The organism is Zavarzinella sp., from assembly GCA_041399155.1.
In the GTDB taxonomy this organism is placed as follows: Bacteria; Planctomycetota; Planctomycetia; order Gemmatales; family Gemmataceae; genus JAWKTI01.
This window is the reverse complement of the sequence record JAWKTI010000001.1, coordinates 1,775,972-1,799,708: the sequence shown is the minus strand read 5'-3', so window position 1 is coordinate 1,799,708 and position 23,737 is coordinate 1,775,972. Positions and strand designations below refer to the sequence as shown.

The window sequence follows — 23,737 nt, the reverse complement described above, 5'->3', positions numbered from 1 at the left end:
TCGCCTTAGAAATCGAACCAGGCAATCGAAACGGTGGTGTTCATGGTGCGTCTCATATCGTTTTCATTTTTTCTGTTAACTCCCTGTTTCATCTTCGCCCAGGCTCCAGAATTGCCACCAAGAGTGATGATTCCTGGGGATTCGTTGAAAATTAGCGCTGGTATGCCCCTTAGTGACCGCACCCTGGTGCTGCAACCAAAACGATTGCCAACCGGGCGTTCCTGGACGTGGGAAACAAAATACCACCGCTGGGCAGTACTGTGTCTGGCAGTATCTCCTGATGGAAAAATCGTTGCTACAGGTGGCTACGACGGCATGATCCGGCTGTGGGAGCGCGATACGGGCAAATTTGTCAAAATTCTGGTTGGCCACAACAGCTATGTGCGGGATCTAGCCTGGTCGCCAGATGGACAAACTCTGGCCTCGGCGGGTACACACGATGGCACTGCCCGCTTATGGGATCGGGAAACTGGTCTTCCACTAAAGATTTTACGGAAACACAAAGGTTATGTGACCCACGTTACCTGGCATCCTGAAGGCAAAATGCTCGTGACAGGTGGTGGTTCCAGCGGATTCATCACTTATTGGGACCTGATGAAAGGCGAACAGATTCGCACCGATGAATTGGGAACCGATTATAGCGATCCCATTTATTCGCCTGATGGCAAAGTGCTGATGATTCCCTGTCCGGGTGGGGTAGCACTATTTGACGCAACGACCGGCAAAAATTTTCAAACCCTGGAAATTGAGGCGGTAGCTGGCAGGGCGATTGCATTGTCTCCCGATGGCAAAAAATTTGCTGTGGGTGGCACCAAAAGCATCTCGATTTTCCAAATTCCTGAAATTAGTACCGAAGCCCAATATGTGGAAATGCAAAAGTTGCCCGCCGCCGCAGAGTGCCTGGTCTGGTTAAAAAATGGTGATTTGATCACTTCTGACATCACGACCGTACAACTGTGGAAAGGTGATGAAAAATTTGTGAAAGGAGCCAACTTCCCAGCCACGGTTTACGCCATGGAGCATGTGCGTGGTACGGATGAGTGGGTTGCCGGTAACTATACCAATTTTTCCCCCGCTACCGGAGCCGTAACTGCACTGGCAACGTCGCACCCCGTGGGTAGTACTCCAAAGGCCTCGTGGAAGCCGGGGTTCCCCATCATTAGTGATCTGGGCACCAATACTCCAAAATTGTGTGATCCGATGACTGGTAAAACTCTTTTTGAATTGCCTGGACACACCGCTGCCGTGACTTGTGTTGATTGGCACATGCCCACCAAAACGCTGGTAACTGGCTCGAATGACAAAACCGCCCGTGTATGGGATTACCAGAAAGGCACAGAGTTGTTGGTGCTGAAAGATCATTCAGATCGCGTCACTTCAGTGGCATTTTCGCCAGATGGCCGCATTGCTACTGGAAGTGCAGACCGACAGGTGCGAATTTACCCTGCAAAAAAATCAACCCCCACAGTTCTCACAGGTCACATTCAGCCCATCACCGCTCTGGCTTGGGGTAAAGGCGGTATTCTTGCCAGTGGTGGTTCCAGTGGGAATGTGCTGATCTGGAATGTAGCGGCAGGAAAATCCCTGAAAACTCTGGAAGCAATGAATGGAATAAATTCGATGGAATTCGCCGCAAATGGAATGCTGGCAACAGGTTGCGACGATTTTCGTCTGCGGTTGTGGAACATCCCACGTGGGGCAATTGAAAAGAGCCTCGATGATGGGGGCCGACCACCCGCTGTGAATGCTGTGGCCTTCAATCCAACAGGGACACAGATTGCAGCAGGCCGGGCGAAGCATCGCCTGAATGTTTGGGATGTACAGGGTGCCCGACTTGCCATAGATCTGCCCACGAATGCCCCAATTCAGGATGTCGCCTGGTCAGTGGATGGGAAAACGATCATTTCCTCATGTCTGGACCGTTCAATTCGTGTCTGGACCACTGCACCAGTAGCGGGCTTGCAAACTACCATTGTGGTAGAAAAAAACCAACTTTTGATAGTGAGTACCACGGGCGATTACCGTGTATCTGATCTGGATGATTCAGAATTAATGGCTGTCGTTTTGACGGATCAGGGAATGGAAACTCTTACTCCAAAAGAGTTTGCGTTGAAATATCGTTTGCGGAATACACCCACACTCGTGAAAGTGCCCCTGCGCTAGTTTTCTCATCTTTTCTCATTTTCTTTTCGAAGTGCCCACCTTTTTGGATTCAGTCTACCCACATGGTAAAATGAGAATGTGACACTTTTGAGAGTAGCTTTTCATGAAAATTGCCATCTCATTGGCCTTATTTCTCTGTACCGCCTTTGGTTACAGCCAGGACAAAGCCTCATCCACTCTGGAAGAGGCTCGCACCCGCTGGCTGCGTGGCAATTATGCGGAAGCGACCAAACTATATCAGGAAGCTGCAGGCGATGCGGAAACGGCCCCACAAGCGCAGGTGGGATTGGCACAGGTGGCCTGGAGTGAAGCCAAGTGGGATGAATCTGTAAAAATTCTGGAACTGGCACTGAAAAAGCATCCCAAAGATCCCGATCTCCAAGCCCACCTGGCAGAGACATATTTTCAACGTGGGAAATGGGATGAAGCGGACAAATTGGCTGATGCCGCGATTGCGACCAACGATTCTCATTTTCTGGCACGCTGGGTGAAAGCAAAATTACTGCGTGATCGTGGGAATCTAAAAGAGGCCGATATCACAATGCGATGGTTTGTGCGTACCTACAGCCGGCTCGATAATGAAGACAAACCGATCCAGGTGGGGGAGCATCTACTGCTGGTTGGTCTGGCTGGGGCCGAGAATGCCCGCTGGCACGCACTTTCCAATCAGTTTAAATTCATACTCAACGAACTTTATCCCGATGCGTTGAAGTTTGATAAGAATCTTTGGCAGGTCGAATACGAAATTGGGATGCTTCTGCTCGAAAAACATAATCGCCCTCAGGCGATTGAAGCTTTTGATAAAGCGTTGGCAATGAATCCCAAGGCTGCTTCAGCATATGTGGGTAAGGGGCTGGTTTCTCTGCAGGAATACAAGCTGCAGGATGCGGAGCAATTCGCTGAGATGGCATTGAAGCATCAACCTGGCTTGCCCAGTGCACTGAAATTGAAAGCAGATGTTTCCATGATCGGTGGTGATTTTCTTTCTGCTGCAAAAATGCTGAAAGAAGCAACGACATTCAATCCTAAAGACGAAGAGGCTTACGCGCGACTTGCTGCGATCAGTCGATTCACCGATCATCCGGAAGGTATTCAACGGCAAATAGCAATTGTTGATCAGTTCAATGCAAAACCAGCAGTTTTTTATTATGTGTTGGCACGCACACTGGAGGATCGCAAGTATTACGAAGACGCTGAGAAATATTACCGGAAATCGATCGAACTGCGGGATGATCTGTCTGCACCACAAGCGGGCATTGGCATGCTCTATCTGCGGCTGGGGAAAGAAAAAGAAGCGCAAGTTGCTTTGAATAAAGCATTTGAGTTAGATCGATTTCATGTTCGGGTTTCTAATTCCATCCGTGTGATGAAGCACATGGAAAGTTACGAGACGATTGAAACCCCCCACTATATTGTGCGGTACGATCCAGCCAACGATCGGCTGCTGGCATTGTTTATTGCCGATTACCTTGAAGAAATTCATGCGGAACTGGCAAAAGATTTTCAGTTTGAACCTCAGGAAAAAGTGCTGTTCGAATTATTCAGCAGCCATGAAATGTTTTCTGGCCGCACCGTAGGGTTGCCAGACCTGCACACCATTGGTGCCTGTACTGGGCGTGTTGTTACGATGGCATCTCCAAAAGCCAAAGGATTATTAAGAACGTTCAACTGGGGCAGGGTAGTGCGACATGAATTGGTGCACATTTTTAATCTGGCACAAACCAACTTTCTTGTACCACACTGGGTGACAGAAGGTCTCGCGGTGCGAAAAGAAGGGAGCGTTCGCCCGCCCAATTGGGATGTGATTCTGCGTCAGCGCTATCTGGCGAAAGATCTGCTGAACCTGGACAATATTACGATGGGATTTGTTCGTCCACGTTCACCATCTGAATGGAATCTGGCATATTACCAAAGCTACCTTTACGTAGAATATTTCATCAAATCGTTTGGTATTCAGAACCTGGGCCCACTGCTGGATGCTTACGGTGCGGGTCTCTCAACCGATGCTGCGATTACCAGGGTTTGCAAAATCAGCAAACTGGAATTCGAACGTGGTTATCTGGAATATGTTCGAAAAAAGGTTGAATCGATCAATATTGCTCCCAGCCAGGCGAATTCTGCCGTTGCGAAAACTTTGGAAGAGCTGATTAAAGAGCATGAAGAGAAGCCGGAAGATCTGGAAATTGCAGCCCAGCTTGCCGATATGTACCAGCGAAGACGTAAGTCTCAGGATGCCAAAGAAGTGGTCGCAAAGGTTTTGGCAAAGGATAATACCCACCCACTGGCTTCCGTAGTACTCGCTCGTCTGCAGCGACAGGATGGCGATAATGATGCTGCTTTGAAGACGATTGAAGCTGCACAAAAAGCGCACCCAAACGATGGAAAATTACTGTTGTATTTAGGCAGACTTTATCTGGAAGCAGAGGCATTTGACAAAGCTGCCGCCATGTTTGAACGTGGTTTGGAAACTGCACCAGTGGATGCTGAATGGCTGCCTTTGTTAATTGAAGTCTATCAGAAAACGAAACAACAAGAGAAACTGGCAGATGCACTGGCACGGCACATTCAGCAGGATGCGGATGATTTAGACAGCCGACTGATTTTGACGCAGCTTTATTTGAATCAGGCAAAGTTCCCCGAAGCTGAAGAAGTTGCATGGGATGCAATTAGAATTGATGTGACCAACATCAAAGCACAGGCGGGGTTGTTAGCAGCACTTTCTACCCAGAAGAAAGATGCAGAATTAGCCAAAATGAAAGAGCGCTTTGAGAAGAACAACTGAGGGAATTTGAACAAATCAGATTACAGAGCACATTTTTCACAAGTGATAGGAAATCTTTCTGGGAGTAGCTTAATTATCTGCCAGCACTTCTCCACCTTCACGGGTGGACATTGCACGCCACGTTGCAAGTTGAATGCTGTTTCGAACGAATCGAACACTACCATCAGCCATCGCAACATTCACCCCACCACTGAAAGAGCTACGTGCGGAGAGCCAACCTTGTCCGTGTGCGGTAGAATCGGGAAGCTGAGAATTTGGTGTACGAAAAGTATTAAAGCCGTTGACAGAGCCGGCACCCCACATCCAGGAACCACCACGATTCGTTAGCCAGGTGGTGCTGCTGGTTGCTTCCGCTTCTGTCAAAGGTGGCGTGAGGCCACCGGTAGCGCTGACGCCTCTACCTGCCTGATTGCTGTACAATCGACGTTGTTGATCAGCAGTTAATCCGGAAAAACCAACACCAGTGACATTGGCAGTTCCAGTACCACGCAAACATTGAGACCACATCAAAGTGTTAGAGCTACCATCGCCGATGTTTCCAATGGCAACTCTTGAACCATACCAAAATAAGCCATCTGTAGGAAAGCGAGTGTCGGTGAAATTTCCGGTACCGCTGCCAATATTCACGACATAGTTGGTGCCAGCGTGCGTCCCACCACCAGTGATATTAGTGTAGGTTACTGGCTGCTGTCCATCAGCCGGGCAGAGGAATGTTTTGACGGGAGTTGCGGCCGCACCTGCAACTTGCGGGTTTAATGCATGGCTAAATGGAAACGTACCAGTAAACAGGGGCTGGGTGTTCGGATCAAACAACCTACCAAGGTTTTCCTGCTCGATGTATGGCAGAATCAAGGCATGGACCGAATACCCAAAACTATTGGCATTTCCACCAGAAGGTGAGGGTGACAAACCTGGCAGATATCCCACAGCAGAATCATAGCTGTGACAGGCCAGAGACAGTTGTTTCAGATTGTTCTGCGAACTCGATCGATTTGCTGCATCGCGCACTTTTTGCACTGCGGGTAGCAACAGACCGATTAAAATCGCGATGATCGCAATCACTACCAATAGTTCAATCAGGGTAAAACCTTTTCGAATAGGACGATTCATTTGAATATACTCCAAGAAAGTATGACAACGTTCTAATTACATTGTTCATGGTAAAATATTGTTATACCTTGTCAAGCATAATTCAACAAAATTTTTTGATCACTGACTTTTATCATCGATCGATTGATGGTGGGTGTTTTTCGGACTAGAAGTGCTGCCGGTCTACAGCAAGGTGCGGTTGAAATTGAGGATTAACTGATTACGGCACGTAATATTCCACATAACCAATCAGCATTTCATCAAATGTCTGTGGGCCCCAGCGAACCAACTTGTTGGGATCAGGATTCGCCAGATTTTTGGAACTATTGTCATATACAGCAGTGGCGATGATCGTATTGCCTCGTTTCACATCCAGTGGTTGTGCGTATCGATAAAGCAGTTGCCAGTTAAAATCGTACCGTGGGATGTCCAATAAGGTAGTTTTTTTACCACCTTCTGTTTCCAGTTCGTAGCGGAACGCTTTCCCACGTACATGCATGTGGGGAATCAGTGCCGTTACTTTGGCATCCATCGGTAATCGCAAAAATGCTTCTTCCTGATGGTTTGCCGCATTGGCAGGTATTCGAATAAGCGGGTTTGCAATACCGGTCACTTTTAACTCATAGCGTGGGTTTTCTTTGGCGAACACGACACCAAACTCCGTCTGATCCTTTACTGCGGTGCCATTTGGGGTGTAGTGCATTTGAAAGACAACATCCGATCCTTTGGGGATTTTTTTGCCGAATCCATCGGGATAAATCCAGTGGTTGGTGCCTGGCACGTAAGCGGCAAAAAAGCCGGCTGCTTCGCCACCACGTAAACGGCCTGGTCTGCCATTACTGTCAGGTGGCACAACAAATACCAGCACGTGGTGCACCACTTCAGGGGCAGTGGGGCGAATTTCCATTTCCGAAATCCAACGATCTTCTTTGAAATTTGTTGGTGTTCGTAAGGTTACATACGGCATTACCCCCTCTGCTTTGATTTCAACCGCTTCTGGGAGTGCGAAAACAGCATCCGGTTTGCTGATCTGCCAGCCTTTCGAAAAAACCAGTGGCTTCGGTGCATCGCTGATGTTCCCTTCTGGCACATTACCTTTGATCCACTTCAGTAACATTTCCTTATCCGCAGCTGGAATGGAGCGATCGTTTACCCAGGGAGAGTGGCTTGCTTTTGCATCTGCTGTTGCAAACCAGGGTGGCATGCGACCTGTATCCACCACCTTGGCAATCATGGCTTTTCGGGCAACCACTTCTTTGTACGTAGTCAATGAAAATGGCCCCACCCCACCTGTACGGTGGCATTCTACGCAGTGGGTATTCATTAATCGCGAAATCTGATTGTGGTAGGTAATGGCTTGAACTGTATCAGTTTGTACTTTCAGCTCAAGTACACATCCAGGTGCTTCGGTTGCTGCCAGTTCCACTCTTCCACCAGAATGGATCTGATTTAGCACTGTTCGCAGATACTCTGTCCTTGGCTTCTCAAGTGCATATCCGAGGCCATATTGATCGTCGATTGCACCACGGTAAATCAGAGTGCGTTTTGCATCCAGTACCAGCACTTCCGTGGTAGAACGGAGAGCTAATTGAGCACTCAATTCGTGGCCAATGTCGTGAACGTAAGGGCTAGTTAACCCATGACTCTCGATGAATTGCGTAATTGTTTCCTTTCGATCTGTAGCGGTGGGATTGATGAACAGGAACCCGAAACCTTTTTTCAGATATTCTTTTTCAAACCGTGCTATAACTGGAGAATATTTTTTGCACAACGGACAAGTCGTATCAGTAGTGAAAATCACCAGGCCATTTGATTTAGTCAAGTCGCTCAGTTTCGCTTTATTACCTTTCAGGTCGGTGAAATCGTAATCCGCAATCATTTTTCCTACGCCTACGTGAGCAGCGGCAAGCGGCTTTGGCCCTTCTGGTTCAGCCACTTTGGGCTTGTTCTCTTTTTGCGTGTCCTGCATATTTTTGGGCAGATTTTTACCAAGGGAGGCAAGCACTTCATCAAGCGTCAGGAAACCATCGCCATTGCTGTCGGCTTCAGCGAGGCGATTCTTCAACACCGCATAAGACTCGATTTCTTTGGCGGATAGTTTACCATCTTTGTCTGTATCGATCCGCTTGAAAGCGTTCCGCACAAAGTTTTCCAACTGGGCACGTTCGGTGAGTTGTCCCCGTAGTTGTGGGAGAACGCCCAACACCGCCAGCACCACTACCGTCAATCGTATATAGATCACGTGATCAACCTCTGGTTCATCATTGAAAAACACCACAGCCTAATAACACAACAAGTGTTACTTTGTTACAGCAAGAAAAGTTTCAACTATGCGCTGGACCATCGTTTCTTCACACATGTGTTGTGGGATTTCCTGCAAGGTAACATCGTTATTTACCCAATTCAGCATGCTTTGCCACAACGTGGCATTTGCTTCCGGGTGCCAGAAAGGTGATATAGGCCGATCGCGGTCTGAAAGACCACTTGTAGGGTGCAAAATGGCCACTTTGCCGCTCGAAGCACATGCTTTGCTGGCAATTTCCTGTCCCACTAAATCCAGTTCAGGTGGGAGCAACCTTGTGAAAAGGTTGCCCTGATCATCGAGCAACACCGCACGGTCCGTAGGTAATTCGCCACCACTGACGGGTTCCTGGTGCGTCATTGCATCCAGCCCACCGGTGCAGATGACCTGTGGAATTCCTGCAATAGCGGCACCAGTCAAGCGGTTGACACCCAGGTATTGATAATCTGCTAGCAAATTATATGCCAATTCATTTGATGACAGCTCAATTGTAGCATGAATGAGGCGATTTTTTGCCGCATATTCGAGAATCTGCCCGCAAAAACCATCTGCATGGATACCGATGACCTGCCACTTGGTTGTTATCAGGTGCTGTTGCAACAACAAAAATGCGGATTCTGTCGCACTGCAATAAGTAACGGCAACAAGCGATTTTTTCTCAAGTGTAGGTTGCCAAGTGTATATCTCTGAGAACGTTTTCAAACCCGAAATGATACGACTTAAGTTGTTAAGAGAAAGTAACTTATCGCCATCAGAACATTTCACAATCCCATCCACCAGTGGCGGGAAATTTCGACGATAATCTTCAGGCTTTGACGTGTAAAGCAATACGAACGGTTTGTTCGGTATGGTTTTCAGCAACTGAATTTTTTCTTCAGGTAATGGCATGCCTGTCAAAATGACAGTTGGATTGTGAATCTTTGTCCATTGGCTGTCATTCCAGGGAGTTCGATTTATCCAGCCGGACGTATCATGGCTGAGTTGTTCAACTGGCTGCTCGTCTGGTTCGGCAGTAACCAGGGTCAAATATCCTGAATATAATTCATTGTTCATATAAGCTATTGTCTATATAATGGATTTGTTACTTTTTTGTGGCACTGCTTTTGATTATTCCCGCAAAACTGTGCTATATTTTGCAAAGAGAGTTCACTGGTACACTGTCGATGCACCCACTTGTACGCGTTATTTTGAAAAATTCGGTCATTGCAGCACTCAGTCTGGCTCTGATTGGTCATTTGCTTGCCCGTGGCTATCTGATGTTTTACCAGATGCAGAGTGGTGCGTCTTACGATCCCGCAAACGAACGTGTCTTGTGGCAGGCACCGCTCAATATGGCATTGATTGGGTTGGTTTTTACAGCAATGTTAACCGCCGTCATGTACTCCATCAGAAAACCAAAACAGCAGCAAAGTGGGATTAGCAGCCCCACCACCGGGAATGTCAATCCAGGCTAAACCAAAATCAGATTGAAAATCGGTGTTTACAGATTTGGTGAGTTATGTTAAGCTGGTCAGAATGTTCAACCTAGGCAAGTCGACCAACCTTTGGAGATCAAGGATGATCCGACCGAACACTACTAAATGGAATCAAACCACCGATGATTTGCGTCGCCTGGCTCTGGAATCCGAGCATCCTCGTACTCGGGAGCGGTTTATGGCTTTGTACCAAATTGCTCTTGGTCACACTAACGCAACTGCTTATGCCGCAGAAATTGGACGTTGCGACGATGTGTTGTTGAACTGGGTTCATAAATATAACAACCATGGACCTGACGCCTTGATTTATCGGCGTACTGGCGGCCGTGTCCCCTTTTGTCCAGTCGCAGATAGAGCAGATCGTTGATGCCGTTCTGAAAAGCGATCCGGTAGATCACCAATTGCCAGGCCACGGATGGACGATCAGGAAGTTGTGCAACTGGATCGGTTGTCAATTCCAGCGGTATGTATCTCGGAATACCGTGCGGCGGATCCTGCAATTAGCGGGATTGAGCTGGAAGAAATGCAAGAAACTGTTCGGCAAAGGGGACCCTGAAAAGCGGGCCGAATACCTGAAACAGTTCGCGGATATGTACCAGCAAATGTGTCGCGGCGATATCGTGATCATTTATATTGATGAATCCCATTTTCATCGTGATATGGACTTGGGCTATACTTGGTGGCGCAAGGGAGAATCGGCTTGGCGAGTGAGTGATTGCCCTCCGCTGTCCGATCGCATCAACTGGTATGGTGCTTACAATTTCAGTGCTGGTGCATGTTTGATCTGGAACGAAGGCAAATGCAACAAGGAAAACACGGCTGAATTTTTGCACCGAGTGAACGATTGGGTAGAAAGACAAGGTCGACGTGTTGTGGTAATTTGGGATGGAGCACCTTGGCACAAGGCGAAGTTCGTTCGAACCAAAGCCAGCGAGTTGGACATCGAAATAGTAGTTTTGCCCAGTTATAGTCCCGATTTCAATCCCATTGAAGGGTTATGGAAATGGATGCGTGAAGAGGTCACGCAACATTGTTGTTTTGCAACCTTGCGTGACTTGTTCGACGCTTGCAAAGGATTCATCGATACATTGAATGAAACTCCGGATGAAATAATTAAAAGACTGTGGCCAAGATTTGAAGTCGATCCTCAAGCGGAAAAACTCCGATTTTCAATCTGATTTTGGTTTAATTCATTTTTTGCAAAGATTTCTACCAGATTTTGATTCGGCAGATACTTTGCAAGTTGCAATCTGCTAAAAAATGCATCAGTGTTTCCAACCAACCAGCATTAATTGGTTCTGTGCAATGAGCATTGTCCTCCCGGTGGGGTATCGTTTTGGTGGTATTCATTCTGGCTTGCGTGCAAGCGAACCAGGTCGACTCGATTTGGCGGTCGTTCTCAGCGAATCCCCTGCTACTGCTGCAGGGGTATATACTCAGAATCGTGTCGCGGCTGCACCGGTGCAGTTATGTCGCAGCAGAACACCGGGAAATCCGTTTCGCGGTATTGTAATCTGTTCCGGAAATGCGAACGCCTGTACTGGCAATCAGGGACTTGCCGATGCCCACCAAATGACCAAATTGATGGCGGATGCTGCCGGTTTTTCCGAAGGCCAGGCGTTGGTATGCTCGACTGGAGTCATCGGCAGAATGTTACCCATGCCAATTTTAGAAGTGGGCATTCCAAAAGTGGTGGCAGCGTCTGGTGATTCGATCGATCAACTCCATTCAGCAGCGAGTGCGATCCTTACCACAGATACGCGTTACAAAATTACCAGCTACGAATTGGCGAGTTCCCGCCTTTTAGGATTTGCCAAAGGTGCGGCGATGATCGGACCGAACATGGCAACAATGCTGGGCTTTTTGTTCAGCGATGCGAATGTACCTGCTGCGGCACTGCAGGAAATTTTAGCCGGAGCGGTGGACAAGACTTTTAACTGTATTTCTGTGGAAGGCCATACGAGCACCAATGATACTGTACTCTGCCTGGCGAACGGGCAGGGTAAACCATTGCATGGCAAAGAGTTAGATGAATTCGCTCAGCACATTTTTCTGGCCTGTGAAGATCTGGCACGCATGATAGCCGAAGATGCCGAAGGTGCCACCCACCTGGTGACAATTGATATTCATGGTTGTACCACCGATCAAGAAGCGAAACAGATTGCCAAAACAGTGGCAGAAAGTGCGTTGGTCAAAACAGCTGTTTATGGAGCGGATCCCAACTGGGGGAGATTTGTTTCCGCAGCTGGTTATGCGGGAGTACCATTCGAGGAAACCGAGGTATCACTTTGGATGGGGCCGTTTGAATTGTATCGCAAAGGGACCCCGCTACCTTTCGATGAGAAGTTAGTGAGTACTTGGATGCAGGAAAACCGTACCATTCATCTGAAGTTTGAACTGGAACGTGGGGCAGGGCACTGTCGATTTTACACATGCGATTTAACTGCCGAATATGTGCGTCTGAATGCGGACTACACCACCTGACGGGATCATGCTGCTGATTTGTTCTGCAAAATTTCGACTGCTTTCATCTGATTGGCAAACTCCAGATCTCCAATCAGGCAAGGGTGTTTGTATTGTTCCACCGACCCACCGGTTTTCCGAACTCGATGTAAATCCCAGTCGTGCCAGGCACCATTGTTGATCACGACCGCCTGCAACGGTCCCAGTCTCAACGATTCTCGCTTTGCCTGGTACTCGATATTTCGACGCTGTAGTTCTGTATCCAGTGCGATGATAAACTTCCGCAAAAGTTCCGGATCGCGGGCGTCCTGTTCTTCAATGTAAAATCCATAATAAGGTTGTTGTGCGTCCCAGATAGGTGCCACGGCATATGCACGTACCGATTGTGGCAACTGCGTCACCAGATGATCGACGCTGGCAGTCACCTGGTGTTCGGAAAGTTTTTCACCAGTAATATTGGAAAAGCGGCTCCCTTTCCCCACAAATTCGATGATTGGTGTCTGATGAAAGAAATCCGTCACTCGCACCAGATCGCAAATGTGGTAGCGATAGAGTCCTGACTTCGTTGTGGGCAAAATGAAGTAATTTTCACCCATTTTCAATTCATGTGGCTGCAAAATTATTGGTTGAGATGAATTTATTTCCGATTCCGGAATAAATTCATAAAAGTGTGTGGTGACGTCCAGAATCCCACCTGATTTGCCGTCTTCAATCGGAATACTCATCCGGCCTTCACTGGCGAGCAGGCCAAGATCCCGGACAGGTGCATCCCCGTAATATTGTTCAAGTTGGCGTAAATATGCTCGAACAGTGCCACCAGTCCAGCACCCAATCAGCAATTTTTCCGCGGGCCAGGCATCTTTGGGGTAAAGCACCCCCGCCTGGGAGACGTAGCTTTCCAGTTGTTTTGCCCGCTTCGGATTGGGCTTCCATCGCCGTAACATCTTGTCACGTATGGAGTTCGGAATATCCAGCCGCGCGTTTAATGTGCCATCAGCAATATCCCGAATCAGATCTTCTTTTCGATCGTTCATCATGCGGGCCAGATTGACCAGCGTGCTGGGGTTTGCAGACATCAGCATCCCAAGCGGCTTCTTCAAGCCACCACGGACAGCAACGTACATACGAGCGGTGGGGTCCTTTATTTTCCCAGTGGCTGCAGGTACCGCATACATCCACCGCATAATCTTTCGCTGGCACTGTGCCGTAAAGCCAGACAGGTTTCCACAGGGAATATCCGCTTCTGTGCGATATTCATCCGCATCACCCACCAGTTGCACAATGGGCTTCAAAAATATCTGACGGTGCTCCCGGATCGCCTGTAATCCCCAAAGATTCCAACTATGCTGGTAATCTTTGATGTAGGTAGCCGTGATCGGAATATGTTTTCGGTTGGCAGTGGTGCCACTGGTCAGGGCAAACATCAAGGCCGGTTCCGCCAGCAATGCACTGGTTTCACCATTCATCACCCTTTGGATATAGGGGTGGAGCTGTTCATATTCATGAATCGGAACATGCTGTCGAAAATCAGAAACGGTTTTGATCGATGCAAAATGGTGATCATGCCCGAATGCTGTATCTCGATTTCGAAAAAGGATTTGCTGAAGTAACTCCTGTTGCACTGCCTGTGGTTGTTGGCAAGCAAGTTCAAAAGCGGCAAACTTTCTGTAAAGTGGTCGAGCAAGAGCTTTTCGAAGGTACTTGACCAGCAATCGAGTGACAAACATGTTACACCTGCTTAGGGGTGCTGGAGGGCATGTGGTGATTAAAAAACTCTAATAAACGCTGGCGATATTCATCTTTTGCCAGAGTAATCGCTTGATTATGCCGAGCTTTCGGGACGAGCCAGTATTCGCGATGCCCACCGGATCGCTCATAAAGTTCTTGCGACATTTCAGGTTTAATATAGCTGTCTAATGCACCATGAATCATGAAAACGGGCTTTTTGATCTTCTTCATTCGCTGGTCAAGGCGATATAACCGCAATTTCAGTCTTCTTTCGGCACGGCGGGCACCAATTTCAGCAATGTGGTAATAAAACCGTCGAGGTGCGATGCCATGTACCAGAAAATTGCGGTTATAGATTTTGATCCAGTGTTTCATGTAAGGCACCATGACGGAAAGCAGGCCGAAAGCACCGTCTGTGACAATACAGCGGATTGCAGAAGAGGATGTGGCAGCAGCAAGGCCCGCATTTGCACCTTTACTCACACCGAAAAAGCCGATTCCTTTTGGATCGGCATCGGGCCGGTGAAGCAAATAATTGATGGCTGCGTGGCAATCTTCTACTTCCCAAGTGGTAATCCAGGGCATGGGGGTATAACCAGGTATTACATCGCTTCCCTTTTGTCCCCGTGGTGCGTATGTGAAGACATCGTAACCATCTGCAACCAACGCTTCCGTGTACCCACGCGCTGACCAGCAATCGGAACCAAATTCGATTCCAAACAGAATGACTCCTTTCCGCACTGCCTGCGGCGTATGGAAGTAAACTCCATACAATTTTGCTCCACCTGATGTGGGAAAGTGGACTTCTTCCGCTGTCGGATCGTGATCACCCCGTGGGATAATAAACAGCGGCTGGATTTGCAGGATACGCACCATGTTCTCGATGTAGAACAGGCGCACGTAAACGTAAATATAGATCAGGAAAGTAGTTACAGCAATTATCGGTGCGAACAGCAACAAGTAGCCAAGCGTCAGTTGCATAATTCTTCACAATTCTGAAAAAAGAATGAAAATCTGATGAATTCCAGTTCCTAATCTCGAAACCGGCTGACGATTAACGAGACGTTTTGCCCACCAAAGCCAAAGCTGTTCGATAAGACATGGTCCACTGTTTTCTCACGGGCCTGATTCGGCACGTAATCGAGATCACACTCTGGATCCGGGGTTTCATAATTGATTGTGGGCGGGAGTACGCCGTTGCGAATGGTCAGTACAGAAGTAATCAATTCCACCACACCGGCAGCGCATATCAGATGGCCCAACATGCTTTTACTGCTGGAAACAGGTACTTTGTAAGCATCTTCGCCGAAGACCTGCTTAATGGCAATCGTTTCTGCCTGGTCATTCACGTGGGTGCTGGTACCGTGGGCGTTGATGTAACCAATATCCTTGTGATTCAAACCGCTGTCAAATAATGCCCATTGGATGCAGGCGATTGCCCCACGTCCTTCCGGGTGGCTGTCCGTGACTCGATAGGCATCTGCCGTTGTGCCGTATCCCATCAATTCTGCGTATATTGTGGCCCCACGTTTCTTAGCATGTTCCAGTTCTTCCAGCACCACCATTCCAGAGCCTTCGCCCAGTACAAATCCATCGCGATTCAGATCAAATGGTCTGCTGGCACGCTGGGGATCATCATTCCGCATTGACAGCGTGGTCAACAGATTAAACCCTGTCACGCCAAATGGATGGATCATACTGTGGGCACCGCCAGAGACAACCATATCCGCGTCGCCACGACGAATCAGTTCTAATGCTTCGCCCACTGCCTGTCCGCTGGCAGCACATGCAGTCTGACAGGTGTAATTCGGTCCTAAGAGATCATAAACGCCCGCCACACGACCGGCAGTGGTGTGCATTTCCATCTCATATTCGTGTCCGGCACGAAAAGTGGTCATACTGTAATCGTAAAACCGTGTCGGATCGACCTTGAAACCTTGCTCTGGAGTTGCCATTGCGAGGCTTAAAGTCAGGTTTGGGAAGTCGTGGCTCCCTTCTCCAGATCCCAAGTACACACCAATTCGGGTGCGATCTACGCGATCATTGTCAAGCAGATCGGCATCCCGCAGTGCCTCTTTTGCCGCTGCAAGCGCAAATTTGGTATTCAGCCCACAATCAACGTATTGATCTGCATCGGTCAGGTAATCTGAGAGTCGGAAATCCTTTACCTGGGAAGCAAATTTCGTGGGAAAAGTACTGGCATCGAAGCGAAAAATCGGGCCAGCACCACTCATTCCTTCCAGTTGGTTCCGATAGAGCAGTTCAGGAGTGTTGCCGAGTGGTGTAATGGCACCCATGCCTGTAATAACCACGCGTCGCTGATGTCTCATGCTCAAACCTATGCAAAGTATTCAGTTATTTAGGGAGTTTACTATTCAGTCCAACGTTTGATGACGGCAACGCCCACCTGACCAAGGTCGGTGAAGTTCAGTTTGACAATATAAGGCTTCGTCATCGGGCGCATGCCATTGTGGTGAACATGGACAAGACATTCGGGGTCGATAACAGGACCAGTCCGGGTGGGTGGCACCTGGCCATGGACTGCACACAGGATGCTGGCAACCATTTCAATTCCACCACTGGCAGCTCCGGTGGCGCCAATATTGCCTTTGAGTGTCCAGACGGGGATATTTTTGCCAAAAACCTGTGAAATGGCTCGAGTTTCCCATCGATCAGCAAACTGGGTTGCCAGCCCATGGGTATGTACATGGTCAACGTCTTCTGGCAGAATCCCAGCCTGATCCAATGTGTTCTGAATCACCTGAGCCATGACTTTGCCATCGCGTTTGCGATCGAACCCTGATCCGTAACCAACAAGTTCTGCAAGGATGGTAGCCCCACGTTTCTTTGCGTGCTGCAGTTCTTCCAACACCATCGCACCAGAACCCTCGCCAATGCCAATTCCTGCACGGTCGCTGGCATATGGGCGGTGGGCATCGGCAGGATCGCCTTCCCAGGTTGTGAGTTCCTGAAACAGATTATGGCGAGTCTGACTGAGTGGATTGAGTTTGTTTTCTGCCCCACCAACGACGAACAAGTCTGCAACATCACGTTCAATAATCCGTGACGCCTCTGCCAACGCGTGAATTGCGGCTGCATCGGTGTTCGTTTGGGTGTTGCTGGGTCCACGCAGATCCAGGGTGATCGACACATGACACGATGGCATGTTCGGCAGGTATTTCAGCATCCAGAGAGGTGGGACTTCCTTCATCCCCACATCGCCCCATTTTTGCTGACTCACGGGACCTTCCGGGGTATCCAGAGATGTCCGTGCTGCACGCCCAAGATCATCCAGTTCACTGGCAATCATGCCCGCACCAAATTCAACTCCGGCACGTAATGGATCGTATAAGCCCGGTGCCAGCTGAGAATGCCGGAAGGCAATATGGGCAGCAACCAGTCCTAGTTGTACTGTCCGTGCCATGATTCGGAGGGCTTTTCGTTGCTCTCTCTCCACAATGACCGTTTTCGGATCAAAATCCGGAATCGGGCCATTGATATGGCAGCGTAAGCGCGAGGTATCTGCCATGGTGATTTTTTGTAACCCGGAGGCCCTGTTGCACAATCCGTTCCAGAACGTGTCAAGTTCACTTCCAATGGAGGTAACCACACCCACGCCGGTAAATACCGCTCGCCGCCTGAACATTACGAGTCACGCCCCTTTTCACACCCAGATGAAAACTTCATCGGCGTAAAAGCCTCTTTAATTTACCCAATTTCACTGATTGATCTTGCAAAAAAATCTTCCACTAGCTACTTATCGGCATTTTGCGAGGCCGACTTGGCCAATCCCAACATCTTTTGCAATTGGCCTGTAAAAACAAAATTACCGTCCCCCAGGAATTCTTTTGTTAATTCTGGTGCGACATGGGCAAAAAACAGGTCGACATCGGCGATTAAGTCTTCCCCACGCATAATTTTGCCAGTGATCGTGCCCCCACCGTCACGAACATCCACAATGGTGGCAGTGTAAGACAGCGAATCTCCGGGAAAAACGTCATAGTAAAAGACTGCTTTGACTACTTTTCCCAATACAACATTTTTGGTGAATTGATTCACCGAACCCACTAGTATCCCACCTGTCTGTGCCATGCCTTCAATCATCAAACAGGCGGGCATGACGGGGTAACCAGGAAAATGGTCGGCAAAATAATCTTCCGCATGGCTGAGAAGTTTCACCGCCGTTGCAGAAACGCCTTCCTGGAAGTGGGTAAAGCGGTCAATCCATATCCAACGCATGGGGTACCTGGTAGAAGAGTGGCTACATTACCAACAGTTCATTGCCGATATTTCTATTCGTCCAGAAAATCAGACTGCGGCCAATTTGTTCTGGATATAATTCACAATCAGATCGACGGTAAAAAGTGTACCAATGTTTTCCAGGGATGGATTCTTTTCAAATTCGTCAATTTCAGCGAAAGGCATTTTGGTTCGCAGTTCGTTTAAGCCAACTTCTGTCACCATCCCATCTTTCACAAACTCTGGGTCGCCTTGGAAAATCGTTTCCGGAAACAGTTCGTTGCGTGGAATCTTGATGTTGAATTCCCGTTCCAGACGGAAAACAATGTCCAGAAAGTCAATTGATTCTGCACCAAGATCATCCTGCAACATCGCTTTAGGATGAACCTGGTCATCGTCAACATTCAGTGCTTCCACAAGTGTTGAAGCAACTTTGGTATAAATTTCATCTTTAGTCATATCACTCACTCCTGTGCCCAATTCCAATCACCGTCTGCATTGATTTCGCCCCGCAAACTTTTTGCAGGTTCAGTAATGCAATTATGCTCCCACCGCACCAAGACTCAGTCCACCATCAACGGTAATAACCTGGCCTGTAATGTAAGAGGCGGCCGGGGATGCCAGAAAAATTACCAGGTTGGCAATATCTTCTGCCTGTCCCAATCTCTTGGCAGGGATCATTTTTTTGATGATGTCTCCCGCTTTGTTTCGTACAGCTTCACTCATATCCGTTTCGATAAATCCAGGTGCCACTGCATTGACCGTAACGCTACGGCCAGCTAGCTCTACTGCCAGGGCTTTGGTAAACGAATTTACTGCCCCTTTGCTGGCTGAATAATTACACTGTCCCTGGTTGACGTGCGTGGCAGCAACGCTGCTGATGTTGATAATTCGGCCGGAGCGTTGTTTCAGTGCCATCTGGGCAGCTACTGCCCGGCAAAACGCAAACGTGCCACCAAGGTTGGTATCAAGCACGGTGTTCCAGTCATCTTCGGACATTCGTAAAAACAGGCCGTCACGGATCACTCCTGCGTTGTTCACAAGAATATCCAGTCGCCCTTTTTCTGCTACAATTTTGTCAACAATTTCCTGTGCAATCCCCTTTTGCGAAACGTCTGCCTTTACCGCTTCGACAACCCCACCTGTGGCATTGATTTCCTGCACCAGTGAGTTTGCTGCTTCTTCATTGCCACGGTAAATAAAAGTTACAGAAGCACCCTCTTTCGCAAGTGCCAGTACAATACCACGGCCTATCCCTCGGCTGCCGCCTGTCACAAGGGCTATTTTATCCTTCAGTTGCATATTCCGGTGGTGCCTCAACTACTCAATTCAGATGAAAATTCTTTCACAAATCTGGTCAATTCCAGCCAGTGGTGCCGATAACTCTCACGAGGTGCCGGACCATCACGTGCGGGCAAAACCTCCCCACGTAGAACAATCTGGGCACTGACAGTCGTTGCTCCCGCTTCTGTGGTGCCTTTCCCACGGAAAACGGCCGTATTCTCATTGATTTCTAATAAATCAGTCTGAATCTGCATTGTGTTGCCGGGAAGCATGAAGGTGCCATACTTCACATTTTTCGCTTCTTTCAACACAATCAGATCGTGGGAAAAACCACTGCTGATTCTCCATAACCAACTACTCGCTTCTACTACCGATTGCAGCATCATTACCCCTGGCATCACTGGGAAACTGGGGAAATGGTCTGCCAGATATTCTTCTGCCAATGTTAAATTTTTCACTGCACGCAGTCTTTTGCCCGCTTCCCAAGCAATGATGCGGTCAATCAGGTGAAACTTCATTGGCGGCACATCCCTTGCTGGAACACTTTTGGTTCAACCGCAACTTTTTAACAAATAGCAAAGATATTCTCAACCGTGCCCGTGACAAGTAGCACGGGGTAATTGCTGAATCATCGACGGTTCAAAATAGCGAAATCACCCATTTTGCCAATTTCCTATTTCTTATGCGAGAAAGCGGCAGTTGTATAGTGATTGGGGAATTTGGATAGTTCGGGAAGACTGGGCAATATTTGACGATGAGCGATTAGGTACCAGTGGGAACCAGTTTTTCTGTGTGAAAATGTCGAAAACCCATTTGAACAAACTGGCACATGTCAGAACTTTGCAAAAAAGAATCCACTTCATCGAGATTTACTAATTTTCGTACTCGCTGTTTTGCTTCTGGCCAACGTTCTGACACATTGACAACGGTCATTGTGTAAACGGTGATATGATACAATTTCTCGTTTTTCTTTTCGCAAAAGGAGCCTAGAGCCACTTCGGATATCTTTCCGGTGATCCCAGCTTCTTCCCAGGCTTCCATTTCTGCAGCTTGTTGGCTGGTTTGTTCTCGTTCGATATTTCCTTTCGGAAGCACCCAACGCTGACCACTGCGGGAGGTAATGATAACGACTTGGTTATTGAATATCGGCACTACGGCAGCTTGCCGTACCAATTTCAGCATATTCTGTCACTCGATTCTGGGAACAATCGGCTTAAGTGAACACCACTATGTATCGTTAGTACAAATGTTTACGCTTTCAACAATCTTCCAGAATTTTGGTTCGACTTCTCGGAACTTTCACAGAAAATGCTCGATTCCGCTAAAAAATGTACTTACAGCAACAGTGGTGAATGCGATACCGATGGCAAATGATCTTCCCAATTTATATCTGGTCGATACACACGCCCTGATTTTTCAGATGTTCCACGCCATCCCGCCCATGAATGCTCCGGATGGCAGGGCAACGAACGCTGTATTTGGGGTCACACGGGACCTCTTTTACCTTTACGAGCAAGTCAAACCAACGTATCTGCTATGCACTTTTGATCGGGAAGAGCCAACTTTTCGAGATGAACTTGAGCCAAGCTACAAAAAGAACCGCCCGCCAACACCACCAGACTTGATTGGGCAGGTTCCACTGATCCAGAGATTGCTGGTGGCAATGAATCTTCCCGTACTTTCATGGCCAGGGTTTGAGGCAGATGATGTGATTGCTACCGTAGCAACCGCAGCCCACGAACGTGGGATCGATGTAACAATCTGTACCAGCGATAAAGACTGTCGACAATTGATTCGTGATGATGTGCGGATGTATAATCTTCGCAAGAAAACGGTTATGGATCGTGCTGCGCTGGCTGAAGACTGGGGAATTACGCCGGAGCAGGTGATTGATTACCAGACGCTGGTGGGGGATAGTACTGACAACATTAAAGGGGTTCCCGGTATTGGAGCAAAAACAGCCACCAAGTTGTTGCAGCAATTTGGCAGTATTGCAGAGTTACGTAAGCGGCTGGATGAACTAAAACCATCCAAACAGAAAGAAAATCTGGTGGCAGCCTTTGCCGATGGCACGATTGAACGGAGCAGGGAATTGGTGAAACTTCGCACCGATGTACCTATGCCACTCGACTGGGAAAATTGGCACTTGAAGCCATGGAACACTCAGGAATTACTGGCATTATGCGAAGAGCTGGATTTTCGGACGTACGCACGCAAAGCCAGAGAGGCGATGACTGCCCAGGGGAAAATGAAAAATAATGCATTGATGGAAGCGATTGGTGTCACGCCACGTGCTGCTGACGGACAACTTGGGCTTTTTGATGCAGAAGAAGACAATCCTTTCGATATTGGCTTGCCTGAAGACACCTGGAAAGGAAATTACACCACAATAACCACTTTGGACCAATGGCAGGCTTTCTTTGCCGAACTGCAGTTACAGCCTCGCATTGCTTTCGATCTGGAAACTACCAGTCTTGATTACCTGACCTGTCAGGTGGTGGGAATTGCGTTTTCCTGGCAATCCGAAACCGCCACTTACGTACCCACGCTGGCCCCAGAGGGAGAGCAGTGCCTTGCATTCAGTGATATTTTTGCACAATTGAAAGCACTTTTCGAGAATCCAGTGATTCGCAAAACCAACCACAACATCAAGTTTGATCAGTTGGTGCTGGCTGCAAACGATATTTTTCTTCGTGGCGTGGATGGCGATAGCATGATTGCCCACTATCTCATCGATTCCACTGCCCGCACCCACAATCTGGATGATTTAACACTTCAGGCACTCCACCACAAAAACATTCCCATTGAATCGCTGATTGGGAAAGGCAAAAAGCAAAAATCGATGGCAGAAGTGCCGATAGCACAGGTCAGCCAGTATGCCGCCGAAGATGCTGATGCTGCCTGGCGATTAACACTGCTCTATGAAAAAAAACTAATAGAAAATCAAGCAGTTTCCGTGTACCAGGAAATGGAATTGCCGTTGATTTCCGTTTTGGCACGGATGGAGGCTACCGGCATCTGCGTGGATACTGCGTATCTGGCGAAACTGTCCGATTCCATGCAGTTGCGGCTTGAACAACTTGAAGAAGAAATCCAGACAAAGGCGAACCGTACCTTCAATGTTTCTTCTCTCAAGCAACTTCGTGAAGTGCTTTACGATGACTTGAAGTTGCCTGTTTTAAAACGTACCGGACTGACCAATGAAGCAAGCACCGATCAGGATACGTTGGAGAAGCTGGCCGCCCACGGACATGAACTGCCCAGGTTACTGATTGAGCATCGCCAGATCAGCAAGTTGAAGGGCACGTACGTGGATGCATTGCCCAAACTAGTCAATCCACGTTCGGGGCGAGTGCACACCTCTTTCAATCAGACTGTGGCAGCAACAGGGCGTCTCAGCAGTAGTGATCCCAATCTGCAGAATATCCCCACGCGAACTGACCTTGGACGGGAAATTCGTCAGGCGTTTATCCCCCAGGCAGGGTGGGTGCTTCTGGCAGCAGATTATTCCCAGATAGAACTTCGACTGCTGGCCCATTTTTCGCAGGATAAAAATCTGCTGGCTGCTTACCAGAACGGGGTGGATGTACACACGCAGGTGGCAAGCGAAATTTTTGGCGTACCACTTCTGGAAGTTACTTCCGATATGCGTCGCGTGGCCAAGACGGTCAACTTTGGCATCATTTACGGCATGAGTGCCTACGGACTTGCCGAGCGGTTGCACATCACACGCAAAGAAGCTTCTAAGTTCATCGATAGTTATTTTGCACGGTATCCCGCCGTCAACCAGTACCAGGATAACATAATAGCCCGCGCTAAACAGGATGGTTTTGTCAGTTCCATCCTTGGGCGACGACGAAGGTTTGAACGTACGGCATTTCGTGGGAAGCCCAATTATCACTCCCGCAATCAGGCAGAACGGGAAGCGATCAATATGGAGATTCAGGCTTCCGCAGCCGACCTGATCAAAAAGGCGATGTTGCAGATCCAGGACAAACTTTCACAATTGCAATTACAGGCCAACATGCTCCTTTCTGTGCATGATGAACTGGTTTTTGAAGTGCATCCCACGCAACAGCACCAATTAGCCACTATGCTGCGGGAGGAGATGTGCCAGGCCATCCAACTAACCGTGCCTTTGGAAGTCGATGTTCAGGTGGGGCCAAACTGGTTGGATACATCCGAAATTTCTTCATAATAACATTCTCTCTC

19 protein-coding genes are annotated in these 23,737 nt (G+C 48.3%); 6 read left to right on the top strand and 13 right to left on the bottom strand.

Annotated elements, in window-relative coordinates; translation table 11 throughout:
- The first annotated feature begins 42 nt into the window (after positions 1-42).
- Entirely contained in the window at positions 43-2,163 is a 2,121-nt protein-coding gene (locus R3B84_07410) for a WD40 repeat domain-containing protein (protein ID MEZ6140383.1), read from the top strand.
- A 103-nt stretch (positions 2,164-2,266) separates the two neighbouring features.
- Positions 2,267-4,945, top strand: a complete 2,679-nt coding sequence (locus R3B84_07405; GenBank protein ID MEZ6140382.1) for a tetratricopeptide repeat protein — start codon at positions 2,267-2,269, stop codon at positions 4,943-4,945.
- A 69-nt stretch (positions 4,946-5,014) separates the two neighbouring features.
- On the opposite strand, the gene R3B84_07400 is transcribed toward R3B84_07405, so the two are convergent.
- The 3 genes from R3B84_07400 to R3B84_07390 form a co-directional block, all read right to left on the bottom strand.
- Positions 5,015-6,055, bottom strand: a complete 1,041-nt coding sequence (locus R3B84_07400) for a DUF1559 domain-containing protein (GenBank protein ID MEZ6140381.1) — start codon at positions 6,053-6,055, stop codon at positions 5,015-5,017.
- Positions 6,056-6,254: 199 nt separating this feature from the next.
- A complete protein-coding gene (locus tag R3B84_07395) occupies positions 6,255-8,276 on the bottom strand; it encodes a redoxin family protein (GenBank protein ID MEZ6140380.1) in 2,022 nt (673 codons plus the stop codon).
- Between the two features lie 57 nt (positions 8,277-8,333).
- Complete coding sequence (locus R3B84_07390; GenBank protein ID MEZ6140379.1) at positions 8,334-9,389, bottom strand: Tm-1-like ATP-binding domain-containing protein; 1,056 nt, start codon at positions 9,387-9,389, stop codon at positions 8,334-8,336.
- Positions 9,390-9,499: 110 nt separating this feature from the next.
- Between R3B84_07390 and R3B84_07385 the strand changes: the two genes are divergently transcribed.
- On the top strand, positions 9,500-9,790 hold the full coding sequence (locus R3B84_07385; GenBank protein MEZ6140378.1) for a hypothetical protein: 291 nt from the start codon (positions 9,500-9,502) through the stop codon (positions 9,788-9,790).
- A 230-nt stretch (positions 9,791-10,020) separates the two neighbouring features.
- Here R3B84_07385 and R3B84_07380 read toward each other — a convergent pair whose 3' ends face one another.
- Positions 10,021-10,266: a hypothetical protein gene (locus tag R3B84_07380; GenBank protein ID MEZ6140377.1), complete on the bottom strand. Its 246-nt coding sequence runs from the start codon at positions 10,264-10,266 to the stop codon at positions 10,021-10,023.
- Here R3B84_07380 and R3B84_07375 point away from each other — a divergent pair.
- Positions 10,213-10,989, top strand: coding sequence for an IS630 family transposase (locus tag R3B84_07375; GenBank protein MEZ6140376.1), 777 nt, complete (start codon positions 10,213-10,215; stop codon positions 10,987-10,989). The genes R3B84_07380 and R3B84_07375 overlap by 54 nt on opposite strands.
- 127 nt (positions 10,990-11,116) lie before the next feature.
- Positions 11,117-12,295: a bifunctional glutamate N-acetyltransferase/amino-acid acetyltransferase ArgJ gene (gene argJ, locus R3B84_07370; protein MEZ6140375.1), complete on the top strand. Its 1,179-nt coding sequence runs from the start codon at positions 11,117-11,119 to the stop codon at positions 12,293-12,295.
- Positions 12,296-12,300: 5 nt separating this feature from the next.
- Here the strand turns inward: argJ and R3B84_07365 are convergent, their stop codons facing one another.
- The 9 genes from R3B84_07365 to R3B84_07325 all read right to left on the bottom strand — a co-directional run bounded on the left by R3B84_07365 (position 12,301) and on the right by R3B84_07325 (position 20,707).
- Positions 12,301-14,001: a GH3 auxin-responsive promoter family protein gene (locus tag R3B84_07365; GenBank protein MEZ6140374.1), complete on the bottom strand. Its 1,701-nt coding sequence runs from the start codon at positions 13,999-14,001 to the stop codon at positions 12,301-12,303.
- Between the two features lies 1 nt (position 14,002).
- Positions 14,003-14,983, bottom strand: coding sequence for a prolyl oligopeptidase family serine peptidase (locus tag R3B84_07360; GenBank protein ID MEZ6140373.1), 981 nt, complete (start codon positions 14,981-14,983; stop codon positions 14,003-14,005).
- Positions 14,984-15,033: 50 nt separating this feature from the next.
- Positions 15,034-16,332 (bottom strand): beta-ketoacyl-[acyl-carrier-protein] synthase II, encoded by a 1,299-nt coding sequence (locus R3B84_07355; GenBank protein MEZ6140372.1) that lies wholly within the window; start codon positions 16,330-16,332, stop codon positions 15,034-15,036.
- 41 nt (positions 16,333-16,373) lie between these two features.
- Positions 16,374-17,648, bottom strand: coding sequence for a beta-ketoacyl-[acyl-carrier-protein] synthase family protein (locus R3B84_07350; GenBank protein MEZ6140371.1), 1,275 nt, complete (start codon positions 17,646-17,648; stop codon positions 16,374-16,376).
- A 107-nt stretch (positions 17,649-17,755) separates the two neighbouring features.
- Complete coding sequence (locus R3B84_07345; GenBank protein ID MEZ6140370.1) at positions 17,756-18,241, bottom strand: 3-hydroxyacyl-ACP dehydratase FabZ family protein; 486 nt, start codon at positions 18,239-18,241, stop codon at positions 17,756-17,758.
- Positions 18,242-18,310: 69 nt separating this feature from the next.
- Positions 18,311-18,700 (bottom strand): acyl carrier protein, encoded by a 390-nt coding sequence (locus tag R3B84_07340; GenBank protein MEZ6140369.1) that lies wholly within the window; start codon positions 18,698-18,700, stop codon positions 18,311-18,313.
- An 81-nt stretch (positions 18,701-18,781) separates the two neighbouring features.
- A complete protein-coding gene (locus R3B84_07335) occupies positions 18,782-19,543 on the bottom strand; it encodes a 3-oxoacyl-ACP reductase family protein (protein ID MEZ6140368.1) in 762 nt (253 codons plus the stop codon).
- Between the two features lie 14 nt (positions 19,544-19,557).
- Positions 19,558-20,043, bottom strand: a complete 486-nt coding sequence (locus R3B84_07330; GenBank protein MEZ6140367.1) for a hydroxymyristoyl-ACP dehydratase — start codon at positions 20,041-20,043, stop codon at positions 19,558-19,560.
- A gap of 244 nt (positions 20,044-20,287) precedes the next feature.
- Entirely contained in the window at positions 20,288-20,707 is a 420-nt protein-coding gene (locus tag R3B84_07325) for an NUDIX domain-containing protein (GenBank protein MEZ6140366.1), read from the bottom strand.
- Between the two features lie 181 nt (positions 20,708-20,888).
- On the opposite strand from R3B84_07325, the gene polA reads away from it, so the two are divergent.
- Positions 20,889-23,723, top strand: coding sequence for a DNA polymerase I (polA, locus tag R3B84_07320; protein ID MEZ6140365.1), 2,835 nt, complete (start codon positions 20,889-20,891; stop codon positions 23,721-23,723).
- The last annotated feature ends 14 nt before the right edge of the window (positions 23,724-23,737 follow it).

Excerpts from the sequence above, each read along its gene's own strand:
- R3B84_07340 (MEZ6140369.1), bottom strand. The coding sequence starts at position 18,700 with ATGACTAAAGATGAAATTTATACCAAAGTTGCTTCAACACTTGTGGAA.
- R3B84_07365 (MEZ6140374.1), bottom strand. The coding sequence starts at position 14,001 with ATGTTTGTCACTCGATTGCTGGTCAAGTACCTTCGAAAAGCTCTTGCT.
- argJ (MEZ6140375.1), top strand. The coding sequence starts at position 11,117 with ATGAGCATTGTCCTCCCGGTGGGGTATCGTTTTGGTGGTATTCATTCT.
- R3B84_07335 (MEZ6140368.1), bottom strand. The coding sequence starts at position 19,543 with ATGCAACTGAAGGATAAAATAGCCCTTGTGACAGGCGGCAGCCGAGGG.
- R3B84_07325 (MEZ6140366.1), bottom strand. The coding sequence starts at position 20,707 with ATGCTGAAATTGGTACGGCAAGCTGCCGTAGTGCCGATATTCAATAAC.
- R3B84_07405 (MEZ6140382.1), top strand. The coding sequence starts at position 2,267 with ATGAAAATTGCCATCTCATTGGCCTTATTTCTCTGTACCGCCTTTGGT.
- R3B84_07400 (MEZ6140381.1), bottom strand. The coding sequence starts at position 6,055 with ATGAATCGTCCTATTCGAAAAGGTTTTACCCTGATTGAACTATTGGTA.
- R3B84_07355 (MEZ6140372.1), bottom strand. The coding sequence starts at position 16,332 with ATGAGACATCAGCGACGCGTGGTTATTACAGGCATGGGTGCCATTACA.
- R3B84_07385 (MEZ6140378.1), top strand. The coding sequence starts at position 9,500 with ATGCACCCACTTGTACGCGTTATTTTGAAAAATTCGGTCATTGCAGCA.
- polA (MEZ6140365.1), top strand. The coding sequence starts at position 20,889 with ATGGCAAATGATCTTCCCAATTTATATCTGGTCGATACACACGCCCTG.
- R3B84_07345 (MEZ6140370.1), bottom strand. The coding sequence starts at position 18,241 with ATGCGTTGGATATGGATTGACCGCTTTACCCACTTCCAGGAAGGCGTT.
- R3B84_07360 (MEZ6140373.1), bottom strand. The coding sequence starts at position 14,983 with ATGCAACTGACGCTTGGCTACTTGTTGCTGTTCGCACCGATAATTGCT.
- R3B84_07350 (MEZ6140371.1), bottom strand. The coding sequence starts at position 17,648 with ATGTTCAGGCGGCGAGCGGTATTTACCGGCGTGGGTGTGGTTACCTCC.
- R3B84_07410 (MEZ6140383.1), top strand. The coding sequence starts at position 43 with ATGGTGCGTCTCATATCGTTTTCATTTTTTCTGTTAACTCCCTGTTTC.
- R3B84_07390 (MEZ6140379.1), bottom strand. The coding sequence starts at position 9,389 with ATGAACAATGAATTATATTCAGGATATTTGACCCTGGTTACTGCCGAA.
- R3B84_07330 (MEZ6140367.1), bottom strand. The coding sequence starts at position 20,043 with ATGAAGTTTCACCTGATTGACCGCATCATTGCTTGGGAAGCGGGCAAA.